The sequence below is a fragment of the Geobacillus thermopakistaniensis genome, from assembly GCF_000498995.1.
Lineage (GTDB): Bacteria > Bacillota > Bacilli > Bacillales > Anoxybacillaceae > Geobacillus > Geobacillus thermoleovorans.
On sequence record NZ_AYSF01000068.1, the window covers coordinates 1 to 13270 of the forward strand.

At 53.6% G+C, this 13270-nt stretch carries 16 protein-coding genes; 1 reads left to right on the forward strand and 15 read right to left on the reverse strand.

Translation table 11 applies throughout. The features are described from left to right. Positions 1 to 87 precede the first annotated feature (87 nt). The 8 genes from spoIVA to T260_RS125660 all read right to left on the reverse strand — a co-directional run bounded on the left by spoIVA (position 88) and on the right by T260_RS125660 (position 7402). Positions 88 to 1566, reverse strand: a complete 1479-nt coding sequence (gene spoIVA / locus T260_RS125695; protein WP_011231701.1) for a stage IV sporulation protein A — start codon at positions 1564 to 1566, stop codon at positions 88 to 90. A 156-nt stretch (positions 1567 to 1722) separates the two neighbouring features. Beyond that, positions 1723 to 2445, reverse strand: coding sequence for a YphF family lipoprotein (locus tag T260_RS125690; RefSeq protein ID WP_011231702.1), 723 nt, complete (start codon positions 2443 to 2445; stop codon positions 1723 to 1725). 17 nt (positions 2446 to 2462) lie between these two features. Beyond that, entirely contained in the window at positions 2463 to 2666 is a 204-nt protein-coding gene (locus T260_RS125685) for a DUF2768 domain-containing protein (RefSeq protein WP_011231703.1), read from the reverse strand. Between the two features lie 180 nt (positions 2667 to 2846). Continuing rightward, positions 2847 to 3881, reverse strand: a complete 1035-nt coding sequence (locus T260_RS125680; RefSeq protein ID WP_011231704.1) for an NAD(P)H-dependent glycerol-3-phosphate dehydrogenase — start codon at positions 3879 to 3881, stop codon at positions 2847 to 2849. Between the two features lie 331 nt (positions 3882 to 4212). Beyond that, positions 4213 to 5523, reverse strand: coding sequence for a ribosome biogenesis GTPase Der (der, locus tag T260_RS125675; RefSeq protein ID WP_011231705.1), 1311 nt, complete (start codon positions 5521 to 5523; stop codon positions 4213 to 4215). Positions 5524 to 5731: 208 nt separating this feature from the next. After that, positions 5732 to 5917, reverse strand: a complete 186-nt coding sequence (locus T260_RS125670; protein ID WP_011231706.1) for a capping complex subunit for YIEGIA — start codon at positions 5915 to 5917, stop codon at positions 5732 to 5734. Further along, positions 5907 to 6809, reverse strand: a complete 903-nt coding sequence (locus T260_RS125665; protein WP_011231707.1) for a YIEGIA family protein — start codon at positions 6807 to 6809, stop codon at positions 5907 to 5909. The genes T260_RS125670 and T260_RS125665 overlap by 11 nt, the downstream gene beginning before the upstream one ends. Then, positions 6806 to 7402, reverse strand: a complete 597-nt coding sequence (locus tag T260_RS125660) for a YphA family membrane protein (RefSeq protein ID WP_011231708.1) — start codon at positions 7400 to 7402, stop codon at positions 6806 to 6808. The genes T260_RS125665 and T260_RS125660 overlap by 4 nt, the downstream gene beginning before the upstream one ends. A 125-nt stretch (positions 7403 to 7527) precedes the next feature. On the opposite strand from T260_RS125660, the gene T260_RS1000000138985 reads away from it, so the two are divergent. Further along, a complete protein-coding gene (locus tag T260_RS1000000138985) occupies positions 7528 to 7662 on the forward strand; it encodes a YpzI family protein (protein WP_013524139.1) in 135 nt (44 codons plus the stop codon). A gap of 358 nt (positions 7663 to 8020) precedes the next feature. On the opposite strand, the gene rpsA is transcribed toward T260_RS1000000138985, so the two are convergent. The 7 genes from rpsA to T260_RS1000000138995 all read right to left on the reverse strand — a co-directional run. After that, positions 8021 to 9184, reverse strand: a complete 1164-nt coding sequence (rpsA, locus tag T260_RS125655; protein WP_011231709.1) for a 30S ribosomal protein S1 — start codon at positions 9182 to 9184, stop codon at positions 8021 to 8023. Positions 9185 to 9363: 179 nt separating this feature from the next. Next, a complete protein-coding gene (locus T260_RS125650; protein WP_011231710.1) occupies positions 9364 to 9957 on the reverse strand; it encodes a lysophospholipid acyltransferase family protein in 594 nt (197 codons plus the stop codon). Further along, positions 9954 to 10628 (reverse strand): (d)CMP kinase, encoded by a 675-nt coding sequence (gene cmk / locus T260_RS125645; RefSeq protein WP_011231711.1) that lies wholly within the window; start codon positions 10626 to 10628, stop codon positions 9954 to 9956. Before cmk ends, T260_RS125650 begins: the two co-directional genes overlap by 4 nt. A gap of 99 nt (positions 10629 to 10727) precedes the next feature. After that, the gene (locus T260_RS125640) at positions 10728 to 10907 is read right to left on the reverse strand and encodes a YpfB family protein (protein WP_011231712.1); all 180 of its coding nucleotides are present in this window, start codon (positions 10905 to 10907) and stop codon (positions 10728 to 10730) included. Between the two features lie 53 nt (positions 10908 to 10960). Further along, positions 10961 to 11629, reverse strand: coding sequence for a flagellar brake protein (locus T260_RS125635; protein WP_014196211.1), 669 nt, complete (start codon positions 11627 to 11629; stop codon positions 10961 to 10963). A gap of 153 nt (positions 11630 to 11782) precedes the next feature. Then, positions 11783 to 13126, reverse strand: coding sequence for a germination protein YpeB (ypeB, locus tag T260_RS125630; RefSeq protein ID WP_023634305.1), 1344 nt, complete (start codon positions 13124 to 13126; stop codon positions 11783 to 11785). A 15-nt stretch (positions 13127 to 13141) separates the two neighbouring features. Next, positions 13142 to 13270, reverse strand: a 129-nt coding sequence (locus T260_RS1000000138995) for a cell wall hydrolase (protein ID WP_023634306.1), incomplete at its 5' end; no start/stop codon positions are given.

A 13270-nucleotide genomic window follows, 5' to 3' on the forward strand; every position in this document is an offset into this window, starting at 1 on the left:
GCAAAATAACCTCCGCCCTCGAAGTGCAAGCACTTCTGCGGGCGGAGAACATTTTGCCTCGGGAGCTTGCGCGCGGCCTCCGCTTTTCTATAAAATAATCGCGATGAGGCCGCCGGAGCCTTCGTTGATGATGCGCTCAAGCGTTTCTTTCAGCTTGTAGCGGGCGTTTTCCGGCATGAGCGCAAGTTTCGCTTGGATGCCTTCACGGACGATGGAGCTGAGCGAGCGGCCGAAAATGTCAGAGTTCCAAATCGACAGCGGATCGTCTTCGAAGTCTTGCATTAAATAGCGGACGAGCTCTTCGCTTTGCTTTTCCGTGCCAATGATCGGTGCAAACTCCGATTCGACGTCAACTTTGATCATATGAATCGACGGCGCCACAGCTTTCAAACGGACGCCAAAGCGCGACCCTTGGCGGATGATTTCCGGTTCGTCAAGACTCATGTCAGACAAAGCGGGCGCAGCGATGCCGTAGCCGGTTTGTTTGACCATTTTCAGCGCGTCGGCGATTTGGTCATATTCCGCTTTCGCATGGGCGAAGTCTTGCATGAGCTGAAGCAGATGGTCTTTGCCGCGAATCTCGACGCCGACGATTTCTTTTAAAATTTGATCGTACAGCTCATCCGGTGCATACAAGTCAATTTCGGCGATCCCTTGCCCCATTTCGATGCCGGCAAGCGCCGCTTTTTCGATGAAATCGTACTCGGCAAACTGCTGCACAACCCGGTCGACGTCGCGCAGCCGTTTGATGTCTTTGACGGTGTCGCGCACCGCTTCTTGATAGCTTTCGCGCAGCCAATGATCTTCGCGCAGCACCATCACCCAGCTCGGCAAGTTGACGTTCACTTCAAGCACCGGGAATTCATATAATGCTTCACGAAGCACGTTATACACGTCGGCTTCGCGCATGCTTTCCACGCTCATGGCGAGCACCGGAATGTCGTACTTTTCGGCGAGCTCGCGGCGAAGCGCCTCGGTTTCCGGATGGTGCGGCCGAACGGTGTTGACGATCATAATGAACGGCTTGCCGACTTCTTTGAGCTCGCTAATGACCCGTTCTTCCGCTTCGACATAGTCTTGGCGCGGAATTTCCCCGATCGTGCCGTCCGTCGTAATGACGACTCCAATCGTCGAATGTTCTTGGATGACTTTTCTTGTCCCGATTTCCGCCGCCTCTTGGAACGGGATCGGCTCTTCATACCAAGGCGTGTGGATCATCCGCGGCCCGTTTTCGTCTTCATACCCTTTTGCGCCGGGCACGGCGTAGCCGACGCAGTCGACAAGACGGATGTTGACTTCAAGCCCCTCATCCACTTTCACCGTCACCGCCTGGTTTGGCACGAACTTCGGTTCTGTCGTCATGATCGTCTTGCCGGCGGCGCTTTGCGGCAGTTCATCTTGGGCGCGCGCTTTATCGGCTTCGTTTTTAATGTTCGGAATCACGACCAACTCCATAAACCGTTTAATAAACGTCGATTTTCCGGTGCGGACGGCGCCGACGACCCCTAAATAAATGTCGCCGCCGGTCCGCTCGGCGATATCTTTAAAAATATCGACCTTTTCCAAATAACTCCCCTCCAGTCCTTCGGTCGTTATAAGAAACAGTGGAATGAGCTAGCATAGTCGGACACTATATGCATATGATGTTGTCCGATTCGGTTATGACTAAAATAGAAAAAATCCCTTCTCTAGAATGTATTTTCCTAGAGAAGGGAAGATGACTCATTTTGTAAAAAAAATCGGTTCATTCGTCTTGGCGTCGATCGTATAGGGCAACGAATACGCCGGCACAAACAGCGAATGGTCGGTCAAAATCGGGCGAATATCGTCACCCGGCTTGTAGTGGTGCGGATATTTTTTCAACGCCGCATACAAATCAGAACGGTAGTCAATGTAAATTTCTCCATTCCCGTCGATGACAAACGGCAAGTTGTTGCCGGAAAACGGGCTGACGACATAAGGCGGCTCTTTATAGCCGAGCTTTTTGTAATCGAGCGTAAATACGCCCGGCGCAACGACGTCTTGAAACGGCGGATATTTATGCTTGTCCGTGTACATGCTAAGCCGCAGCTTCAGATCACGGATGCGTTCGGCTAAGCGCAGATCAAGCAGCTTGACCGTCGGGTTCGTTTCCGCATCGATGATCATATACTGGAAGACGCCCCCGCTTTCATAGGCGTTTCCCGGCGGCTCCTGCATATAGCGGGGAACGAGCTTTTGAAAATCGACTGGATACTTCAAATACATCGGCGTGTTCATGTCGCGTGTTTTAATCGGCAGAAGCCCGCCGGTCGCCTTCCGGTACTCATCCACCGCCGATTGGACGGCCGCCACTTGGTCTTTGTAAGGAATTTGGTTTTGTTTCAGCCGCTCTTGTGGATACAAGCAGCCGGAAAGCAGCGCCAAACATATACATGACAACAACAAGCGAGCGATTCGTTTCATCTTTCCCACCTTTTTGCCTATTGCGGTGTCGGTCCGCTGAATACGACGAAAATGATGATGATGCCGGCGAAAATCAAAAGAATGTAGGCGACGAGCGCCAACAGAAAGCGAAGCCATTTCATCTTGACTTTGTAGCGGCTTAAGTAAATGAAGCCGACGGAAATAAACATAAACACCATCGAGGCGATGGCGATCCACATTTTCGCTAACGCCGGTGACATGGACGCTCCTCCTTTTTTCGACAACTATAATTATAGCATTGGCAAAAAAAAAGCTGAAGTAAAGCGGGGCTTTCTTTACTTCAGCATCCCCTCATACCCTTCCGGAAGCTCAAGCCGATGATGGTTCGCCATATTGTATGCAGAACGAAGACGACTTGTACCGCCATTGGCCTATTTTCATCATTCTTGTTCGGCAAAAATGTTGTTTAAGTCATCCATTTCCTCTTTTTTTCCGCGCGCCATGAGCGAATCGACCGCCTCTTTCGGGTCTTTTCCCGCAAACAATACGTCATAGAGAGCTTCGGTGATCGGCATCTTCACACCAAGCTCTTTCGCCAGCTCATAGGCGGCTTTTGTCGTTCGCACCCCTTCGACGACCATCCCCATGCTCTCAAGCACCTCGTCCAGCTTTTTTCCTTGGCCGAGCATGTAGCCGGCCCTCCAGTTGCGGGAATGGACGCTCGTGCACGTGACAATCAAATCGCCGACTCCCGTCAAACCAGCGAATGTCAACGGATTAGCGCCGAGGGCGCAGCCGAGGCGGGCAATCTCGGCGAGCCCGCGCGTGATGAGGGCCGCTTTGGCGTTATCCCCATAGCCAAGCCCGTCGCTGATTCCAGCGGCCAAGGCGATGATATTTTTCAGCGCCCCGCCGACTTCGACGCCGATTAAATCCGGGTTCGTATACACGCGAAAATAGTGATGGTTCATAAAGATGTCTTGAATGCGGCGCGCCGCTTCCATATTTGGCGACGATACCGCCACGGTCGTCGGGTGGCGGAGCACGACTTCCTCGGCATGGCTCGGCCCGGAGAGAACGACAACATCTGCAAGCCATTCCCCCATTTCCTCGGCGACCATTTCCGACACCCGCTTATGCGTCCCTGGTTCGATTCCTTTGCTGACGGCAACAATGGTGATCGGCTTGGCCAAGCAGGCGCGCACGTCCGCAAGCACCGAGCGGATCGCTTTAGTCGGCACGGCGAGCACAACGATCGCAACGCCGTCAAGCGCAGCGCAAAGGTCGTCATAGCCGATAATGGCGTCCGGCAGGCGAACGCCTGGCAAATATTTTTCATTTGTCCGCTTTTCGTTGATTTCGCTGATCTGCTCGGTCCGATGACCCCAGAGCCGGACGTGGTGCCCATTGTCAGCCAGCACGAGCGCCAACGCCGTTCCCCAGCTTCCAGCCCCCAATACGGCGATGTTCTCCATCGTTTTCCACTTCCTTTATCCGATTGTCGCAACCTTGAAAAATAGCAATCGCGCCGCCTCTTCGCTCCTGTTCGTCCGACTTTCGCGGCGGCGACACATGGCTTACGCTCCTGTGACACCACCCACACAGAACCAAGCTTTCCTTGGTTCGAGCCTCTTCGCCGGCCTCGCAACGCGTATCGCCGATGGGCGCGCGGCCTCCGCTTTTCTTCCTGTCTAGCTGCGGCCGCTAGCTCCCTTCCGCAAAATAACCTCCGCCCTCGAAGTGCAAGCACTTCTCGGCGCGGAGAACATTTTGCCTCGGGAGCTTGGCGCGCGGCCTCCGCTTTTCTTATTTCCGCGGGCGGGCGATGATTTTAATCGGCGTGCCTTCAAAACCGAATGCATCGCGGATGCGGTTTTCCAAAAACCGTTCATATGAAAAATGCATCAGTTCCGGGTCGTTGACAAACGCGACAAACGTCGGCGGTTTGACGGCGACTTGCGTCATGTAATAAACTTTCAGACGCCGCCCGTTATGCGTCGGCGTCGGATTCATCGCCACCGCATCCATGATGACTTCATTGAGCACATTTGTCTGGACGCGCATCGCATGATTGTCGCTCACAAGCCGGACGAGCGGCAAGAGCTTATGCAGCCGCTGCTTCGTTTTCGCCGATACGAACAAAATCGGCGCATAGTCCAAAAACGGAAAATGATCGCGAATCTTCCGCTCAAATTCGACCATCGTTTTGTCGTCCTTTTCAATCGCATCCCATTTATTGACGATAAGAATGACACCGCGACCCGCTTCATGCGCGTATCCGGCGATTTTTTTGTCCTGCTCGATGATGCCTTCCTCAGCGTTTAACACAACAAGCACGACGTCCGAGCGCTCAATGGCCCTTAACGCGCGCAAGACGCTATATTTTTCCGTGCTTTCGTAAATTTTTCCTCGTTTGCGCATCCCTGCCGTATCAATGATAACATATTCCTGCCCTTCGCGCACAAACGAGGTGTCGACGGCGTCCCTCGTCGTACCGGCGATGTCGCTGACGATGACCCGCTCCTCACCTAAAATGGCGTTGACAAGCGACGATTTGCCGACATTCGGCCGGCCAATGAGGCAAAACTTAATGACGTCTTCTTCATACTCTTGTCCACCGCCCTTTGGAAAATGACGGACAACAGCATCAAGCAAATCGCCAAGCCCTGTCCCATGAGCTCCGGAAATCGGATACGGCTCCCCAAAGCCCAGAGCGTAAAAGTCGTAAATCAAATCACGCATTTCCGGATTGTCGATTTTGTTCACCGCGAGCACAACCGGCTTATTCGACCGGCGGAGCAGCTTGGCCACCTCTTCATCAGCCGCAGTCACACCGTCCCGGCCGTTCGTCATAAAGATGATGACATCCGCCTCATCGATGGCGATTTCCGCCTGCTGGCGAATTTGCACAAGCAGCGGCTCGTCGCCAATGTCAATGCCGCCGGTATCGATCAAATAAAACGAATGGTTCAGCCATTCGGCTCGGCTGTAAATGCGGTCGCGCGTCACTCCAGGCACGTCTTCGACGATGGAAATGCGTTCCCCGACAATGCGGTTGAAAATCGTCGATTTTCCTACATTTGGACGGCCGACAATGGCCACGACTGGATTTGCCATGCTACCACCCTTTATCTTCGTTTTCTCCTTACCTTTGTCGCTGAAAAAAAACGCCCTTTTCGGAAGGGCATCGGTCCATCAACGCCAAGGGCACTTGACTGCGAGGCTAGGAAGGAAATGACTTTTTACCAATCAAGTGCATCTTTTAGCGATGAACCAGGGTAGGCTACAACTGCTTTATTTTATCAAAAAGCGAAACGCTCAACAACTAATGTTTGACGATAATAAGAAGCCCCTCGCCCACTTCATGGGCGATGCCATCCAAAATCGCCTCTAAATTCGCGGCGATCTGTTCCATTTCCTCTTTCGTTTGGCAAATAAAGATCGGCGCACCGCCGGCGACGCGCCCGCCGTTCATCGTAATGACGGCCAAAATTATTTTTTCATGCGTCATCGCCGCTCCACCCCTTCCGCTTCCAACGCCGTTTCTTCGGCATGCGGATGGCGCTCTCAAGCACCGGCACGTTTTCGATGACAGCCTTCGCCTTCTCGACATCCTCGACTTGCGGCAAAATAAAAATGCCGACGCGTCCGTCATTCAAATCGCGCTTGGCGAGCGGCACGAGCGCCGGCGTTCCCGAGTCGCGGTAAATGCCGAGGGCGGTCGATACATCATGCAAAATCGCCTGCCGCTGCCCAAGATTGGCGATCGTCGTGCGGGCGTTGAAATTTTTCGGCGTTAAAATAAACCCCATTCCATAGCGCAAAATTTCTTCGCGCCGCGCCGGCAAGCCGATGTTCATGATATAGATGTTGTCAACATACAGCCCTGCCCCTTCAAAATGCGGCTTGACATATTGGACCTCGGCAATGTCTTTCAGCCGGCTTCCGCTCATAAACCGCCGCGCCGTCATAAGGCCGATGATACTGGCGGCAAGCGCGGCCCAAATGTCCCATACTAAATAAAAGAGCGTCGATAAAAAGGAGACGAAAATGACTAAATAGTTCCGCCCTTCAAACACAATCGCGATGCCTTCGATGTATGTTTTTCCTCTCGGCACCAGCTCATACTGATCCAACTCGTTCAACGTATTGCGCTCCATATTGCGTACGTCGCGAAATTGTGAGGCGGCCAAGGCCAAAAACGTGATCGCTGCGAACTCTTTTTCCATAATCGCCGGCACGGCGACCGTTCCCAAGCCGGCGGCAATGGCCCCTAAGGCGATATGGATTGTCCGACCGTGCAAATACGTCGGGTATTGCCGGTAATCGGTGCGCAACAAATAAATCCGCGTCAACACCCCAGCGGCAACACCGTATAAAATCGGAAACGTGTATTCGTTCACGGCTGCCTCGTCCTCCTTACAGGCCGTTTTTCCTCAAGCTGCAGCGAGAAGAAGCGGATCGATTCCCAAACGAGCAAAGATGATGCGCTAATGGCGAGCGCATCCAAAAAGGAAAACGACCCAAGCACATAACCCGGCGCCATGCGCAAGATGGACATGGCGTACACCACTTCCCCTTGACAGCCGCCGAGCGCCAGACAAAGAAGGCGGGCGGATATGCGGCGGTGGAACAGACTGCTGATCAAGGCCATCCACCAGCCAAGCATCCATTGGCCATCAAGCCAAATCCAGACCGGATCAAACAAGGCAAGCAGACGAAAAGCGGCATAGGCAAACGCCAAGCCGGACGCTGACAGCGCCATCCGCAGCCATCCGCATGGCCGCTGTGTGACCGCCACGTAACAAGAGGAGAAAAAAAGCACAAAAAAGGACGCCGCCATATGAATGGGACTGATCTTCACCGTCATCGAGGCCGAACTGATCATGAAAAGCGAAAATGCAGCCAGCTTCGTCCGCTCGACGGTCTTTTTCATCAAAAATGTCGCTGCAATCCATAACGCCCAAAAAAAGAAATAAAAATAAGCTCCTTCCATCTTTTCCACTCCTTATTATGTTCATTATGTCATCTTTTATGAACGTTCATTCCCGTATAGAAAAAACAGCATTCGTTCATAGTAAAAATGATCGCTGTACCGAAGCAGAAAGGAGCCATGGCGAAATGGGAAAAGATCGACAGGAAAAAAAGCTGAAGCAATCGCGGCGCGTCGAGTCAGATCGAGATCAGTCCCTCTCCTATAAAGGAGCGGCTCGGCTCGACACGCCGGAGGAAGCGCGGGAACGGAACGAGCACTAAAAATGACGAAAGGCCTTTCTCTACAACCACTCTGTTCGTTTGATTCCAAAAAAACGGCATTTCCATTGCCAATGATGAAAAGCTAGCCGCGCCAATAAGGACGGCTAGCTTTCGTTTACGGCGAAAAAACGATTTCGAACGAAAAATGGTCTATTCTCCTCTATGTGTCAAGGATCTTCCTTAAAGATTGAACATTCGTTTTTCGGTGTAGTCTACCGCAACCTCCTTCCCGATGCAAAACAAACAACTTCTGTTGATGGCAGGTTCAACTAGATAGAACAAGGCATCAACTTTTGGCTAAACAAAAAACCCCACCTTGATGGCGGCTGCCACCAAAATGGGGTTGCTTCACAGTTCGTCATTTCAATTTTTTCAGCTGCTCGCCAATCACTTCGCCGAGCTGAAAGCCGCGCGTTTCCGACGTTCTTGTGTATTGGCTGTAATCCTCGGCCGGCGCGGCCGCCTCTTCCTCAAGCAGCGCGCGGATGCTGAGGGAAAGGCGGTGATCCGCTTCGTTGACGTCGAGCACTTTCGCCTTCACCACGTCGCCTTCTTTCAGCACTTCATGCGGCGAGCCGATGCGGCGGTTGGCGATTTGCGACACATGCACCAATCCTTCGACGCCTGGGAAGACTTCCACAAACGCGCCGAATGAAGCGAGCCGTTTCACCGTCCCGGTGACGACATCACCCGGTTTCACTTTTTCGCCGAGGCCTTCCCATGGGCCCGGCAGCGCTTCTTTGATCGACAGCGACAGGCGGCCTTGTTCCGGGTCGACAGCCAACACTTTCACTTTCACCGCATCGCCTTCTTTCACCACTTCCGACGGATGAGCGACGCGCGTATGGGAAAGCTGGGAAATATGTACGAGCCCATCAAACCCGCCGACATCGACAAAGACGCCGAAATCGGCAATGCGGCGGACGACGCCATCCAACACTTGCCCCGGCTCAAGGCGGGAGAGCAGTTCTTTTTGCTGCCGCGCTTGTTCTTCCTCAACGACCGCCCGATGCGACAAAATGACGCGGTTTTTCTCGCGGTCAAGCTCGACGACTTTCACGGCGAGCGTTTTTCCTTTATAATCGGAAAAATCTTCGACGTAATGCGGCTCGACAAGCGACGCCGGGATGAAGCCGCGCACTCCGACATCGGCGACAAGACCGCCTTTGACGATGTCTTTAATGACTGTTTCAAATGTTTCGCCGCTTGCAAATTTGCGCTCAAGATCTTCCCACGCCCGCTCGGCGTCCACCGCTCTTTTCGATAAAATGAGCAACCCTTCTTCCCCGTCTTTTCCTTCTTCCACTTTTTTGACTTTGGCCGTCACTTCATCGCCGACAGCGACGGCATCGCTCGGTTTTTCAATATGCAAGTTCGACAGCTCGCTGATCGGAATGATGCCGCTTTGCTTGCTGTTTTCCACCTCGACCAGCACTTGCTTGTCCTCAAGCTTCACCACTTTGCCGCGGACGATATCGCCCACTTCATACACATTGACTTGCACATTCATCTCTTCTGTCATCGCAAAAACCCTCCTTCATCGACTGACAACTGTCAAAAGCGCGCCTCGCGCCGAGGCCGCGGCCGGCTGTCGGCAAAATAAGGACGCTTTTCTAGTTAGTATACCATATTTTCTCAATCAACATGTACTATAATGCTCATTGAGGCGGCGGAAGGGATGCCTCGAACAGCATATTCCTTTCATGCTCGCTGATGCTCTTCCAGCAGCCGGCGGATATGATCCATAATGTAATCGGCCGCTTCTTCCGGGCTCGCTTTCCGCGCGCGCAGCGGCGCCATATCGATCGGCGCTCCGTACACAACCTTAAGCGGCACAAACGGACGGTACGGGCCGACAATGGCGCACGGGACAACGGCGGCCTCGGTGCGCAAAGCGAAAAAGCCAACGCCGGGCAACGCCTTTTTCAGCCGGCCGTCTTTGCTGCGCGTCCCTTCCGGAAAAATGCCGAGCACTTCGCCTTGCTTCAGCACCTCAAGCCCCGTGCGCAGCGCCTGGCGGTCGTTCATGCCGCGCTTGACCGGAAAGGCATGCAAGCTTTTGACGAGCGTTTTCACGACCGGAGCACGAAACAGCTCTTCTTTCGCCATAAACCGAATCGGCCGCGGCGCCGTAATGCCGATGACCGGCGGATCTAGGTTGCTGATATGGTTGGCGCAAAGAAGCACGCCGCCTTCCTTTGGAAATTGTTCAATCCCGATCGTTTGAATGCGGTAAAAAGGGGTGAGCACTCCCTTGACGATCCCCTTGGCGAATGAATAAAAGTCCACCGTCATCCAATCCTTTCGTTGACAATCTCCATAATCCGCTCCACCACTTCCTCAACCGACAGCGATGTCGTATCGATTTCCACCGCATCCGGCGCCTTGCGAAGCGGCGCTGTCTCCCGTTCCGAATCGAGCCGGTCGCGGCGGGCGATCTCTTCTTTCAGCTTTTCAAGATCGGATGGAAAGCCGCGCGCGAGATTTTCCTCATGCCGGCGCCGCGCCCGCTCCTCGACCGAAGCTTTCAGGAAAATTTTTACTTCGGCGTTTGGCAGCACATGCGTTCCGATATCGCGCCCGTCCATGACGACGCCGCCCCCTTCCGCCAAGGCGCGTTGGCGGGCGACCATCTCCTCGCGCACAAGCGGATGCTTCGCAACAAGCGACACCGCATTCGTCACCGCCTCACCGCGGATGATGTCGGTCACATCGTCGCCATTGACTAGGACGATCTGTCCATGCGGCGACGGTTTCAACTCAATCGATGTATCGCGAAGCAGCGACAGGAGCGCCTGCTCATCATGGATGTCGACGCCGCATGCAAGCGCCCGGTACGTCAGCGCGCGATACATGGCGCCGGTATCGATGTATACGTAGGAAAGCCGCTCAGCGATCCGTTTGGCGACCGTGCTTTTCCCCGCCGCGGCGGGTCCGTCGATTGCGATGCTGATTCGTCGTTTCATCATTTCCTCCTAGCTTTACCGAAAATCGCTTGATGAGTGCACAAAGAAAAATGCAGGAAAACCCTGCATGTCTCCATGTTCATTGTACCATATCCGCCGTCAACGGTCGACGGCCGTTTCAACTGTTTTCGTTTTTTCTGGCTTGGCTACACCTTCGTATTCATACACCTTGCCGATATACAACGCCGCTGGCGTGTACAACACAAGCCATTGGGCGATCAACAGGCAAATCGTCTGGATGACGACAAGCTTCCACAACAGCTGTTCGATCCGTTTCATGGCGCAAGCCTCCTGCTTTCCCATTTTTTCTAGCAGTATTCCACGCGCCCAGCTCATTTATTCTGTTCGTTCTCCCATTTTCTCTCCTCAAGCTGCCGTTCAAAGCTGTAGCGAATGAGCCGAACGCGGTCTTGGGGGGCGAGGTTTGTGAACTCCACCGACATTTTCGCCATGCCGCGTTCGTCATCAGCCATGCGCACAATCGACGCCTTCGTTTGCACGTAATGGTATTCGCCGGAGCGCATCGCCAACACGAGCCAAAGCTCGACCGCCATGCCGGGGCGAAGAAGCGGAGCGTGCGCCGGCGGCACAAGGAGGGCGGCGCCGCCGGCGCTGATATCCACCGTCATCGTCACAAACGGAGCGAACTCGCTGTCAGACGGATGGACGGCCGCATCGACATTGGCTTTCACCCGTACATAACGGCGGCGCTGGATGCGCACGACGTATTCCTCGCCCGGGTAAGCCAAGACGACCATCGGCAACGGATCGCGGATTTTCCCCTTCACTTCGGTATCAAACATGTATAAACCGCCGTCTTGCCCGACAAAAGTCGCTTTAAACTGCATCCCGTTCAACAAATAGACGGTTTTTCCGCTCTGTTCATCGATCGGATAGCTGATATGAACCGCCCCGTCAGCAACAGCGAGCGCTTTGCTTCGGTATTGCCGCGCTGAGCCGTCCGACGGCTCAAGCCGGATCGAATCTCCGATTTTGATCATCATGTTTCCTTTTCTCCTTTTCAGTCAGCTGCCGAACCGGCGATCGTTTCGCTGACCCGCATGATGTCCCATGACGATTATACCATACCGCCCGACTGCCTTTGACCAAAAAAAGAGGAAAAGCCGACAGCGCCAGCTTTTCCTCCCTTGTTTTCATCTGTAATTCGGCTCCACGCTTTCGAGCTTCTCGACTTTTTCTTCAAGGCCGGTTGCGGCGTTAATGAACAGTTGATACGTTTCATCGCCAAGCGTTCCTAAAAACTCATAGCAAAGCACCGGTTTTTGCAAATCGTTCATAATGACCGCCTGGCGCTCTTCCATCACTTTCAAATGTGGGTTTAACTTTTTCTTCGCCGCCTCGACGGTGAGCGTCGGTTTGGGCAACGGACGCGGAATGGACGATGACAAATAGTCGCGCGCCGTAAAGCCGACGACATAGCCGTTGTCAAGCGCCACTTTCATTTGGATCGCTTCCGGGTAAATGCGGACGCCGTTTTCGCTTTTGACAAATGTCAGCACGGCGACATTATCGTATTGCGTGCTGTCGTACAACTCAAAGCCGGTGAATTGATGCCGTCGCAAAAACGCCATCCCACGGTTGGCCGCCTCATGCAAGCTGATCTTCGGCTTGCCGATTGGCCGGCTGTTTAACGCCCAAATCGGATATCCGCCGTTTTTCGTCACATCCATATAAATGTCGCCCTTTGTTTTCGGATCGTGAATCGTTAAACTGTAAAAACGCTCATCCGCCCCATTGCCGCTGTCCGTCACCTTGATTTTCTCTGTTCCTTTTAAGCCGAGAAACTCGCGGGCGATCCGTTTCGCCTCGTCTTTGGAAATCGGGCGCCCTTTCGCGCGGACAAAGCCTTTTTCCTCGTTGGCGAGGCCGATGAACGACGGGCCGAACTCGGACGAACTTGAGAATGTATCAACATTTTTCTCCACCGCTTTTAAGCCGTCAATAATGATGTTGTCGCCTTTCTCGTCGTTCGTCGCCAGCGCCAGTTCGACGTCCATCCAGCGCAAATTGTTTTCCAGCACTAAATGCTGCACGTTGCGCAATTCTTGGCGGATCGCGCCGGCGCTTTTGTACAGCGCCTCGAGCGTCTTGTGCTCTTCTTCGGTCAACGGCTCTTTTTCCAAATCGCGCACGGCCGTCCGGTAGCTGAACTCGCCGATTTTCGATAAAAACTCTTGCGTCTTGTTAAACGGCAAAAGCGACAGCGGCAGTTGGCCGACATCGGAATGGGCTTCAGATGCGATTTTCCACACTTCGGCGAGCGCCGGCGACAATGAGGCGTGCGAATTCATCGCCAGCGTCGCTCCAAGCTTGTCATGCAGCAAATCGATCTGGTAGGCCAAATCGTGGAACGCGCGCTGGTAATTGTTTTCCGCATGAATTAAGATCGCGTTTTTTTCCTGATGCTCCCGGTAGCCCCAGTAACCAGTGCCGACGACAGCGACGACAAGCGCTGCAATCAGTAAGTTTCGCACCATCTCGTCTCCCTCCTTTTATTTGCAAAAAATATGGTTTCCAATCCGCTTGATTTGCGGGCGGCTCCAAATCCAAGCGCTCGTCGCCGTGGCTGGGTTAAAGTAGTAAATCGCTCCGCCGGTTGGGTCCCAGCCGTTGATCGCATC

What these genes read in the sequence shown, in the direction of transcription:
- ypeB (WP_023634305.1), bottom strand. Translation starts at nt 13,126, where the DNA reads ATGGTGCGAAACTTACTGATTGCAGCGCTTGTCGTCGCTGTCGTCGGC.
- T260_RS125660 (WP_011231708.1), bottom strand. Translation starts at nt 7,402, where the DNA reads ATGGAAGGAGCTTATTTTTATTTCTTTTTTTGGGCGTTATGGATTGCA.
- T260_RS125635 (WP_014196211.1), bottom strand. Translation starts at nt 11,629, where the DNA reads ATGATCAAAATCGGAGATTCGATCCGGCTTGAGCCGTCGGACGGCTCA.
- T260_RS125670 (WP_011231706.1), bottom strand. Translation starts at nt 5,917, where the DNA reads ATGACGCATGAAAAAATAATTTTGGCCGTCATTACGATGAACGGCGGG.
- T260_RS125650 (WP_011231710.1), bottom strand. Translation starts at nt 9,957, where the DNA reads ATGACGGTGGACTTTTATTCATTCGCCAAGGGGATCGTCAAGGGAGTG.
- T260_RS125640 (WP_011231712.1), bottom strand. Translation starts at nt 10,907, where the DNA reads ATGAAACGGATCGAACAGCTGTTGTGGAAGCTTGTCGTCATCCAGACG.
- rpsA (WP_011231709.1), bottom strand. Translation starts at nt 9,184, where the DNA reads ATGACAGAAGAGATGAATGTGCAAGTCAATGTGTATGAAGTGGGCGAT.
- cmk (WP_011231711.1), bottom strand. Translation starts at nt 10,628, where the DNA reads ATGAAACGACGAATCAGCATCGCAATCGACGGACCCGCCGCGGCGGGG.
- der (WP_011231705.1), bottom strand. Translation starts at nt 5,523, where the DNA reads ATGGCAAATCCAGTCGTGGCCATTGTCGGCCGTCCAAATGTAGGAAAA.
- T260_RS125680 (WP_011231704.1), bottom strand. Translation starts at nt 3,881, where the DNA reads ATGGAGAACATCGCCGTATTGGGGGCTGGAAGCTGGGGAACGGCGTTG.
- T260_RS125685 (WP_011231703.1), bottom strand. Translation starts at nt 2,666, where the DNA reads ATGTCACCGGCGTTAGCGAAAATGTGGATCGCCATCGCCTCGATGGTG.
- T260_RS1000000138985 (WP_013524139.1), top strand. Translation starts at nt 7,528, where the DNA reads ATGGGAAAAGATCGACAGGAAAAAAAGCTGAAGCAATCGCGGCGCGTC.
- T260_RS125690 (WP_011231702.1), bottom strand. Translation starts at nt 2,445, where the DNA reads ATGAAACGAATCGCTCGCTTGTTGTTGTCATGTATATGTTTGGCGCTG.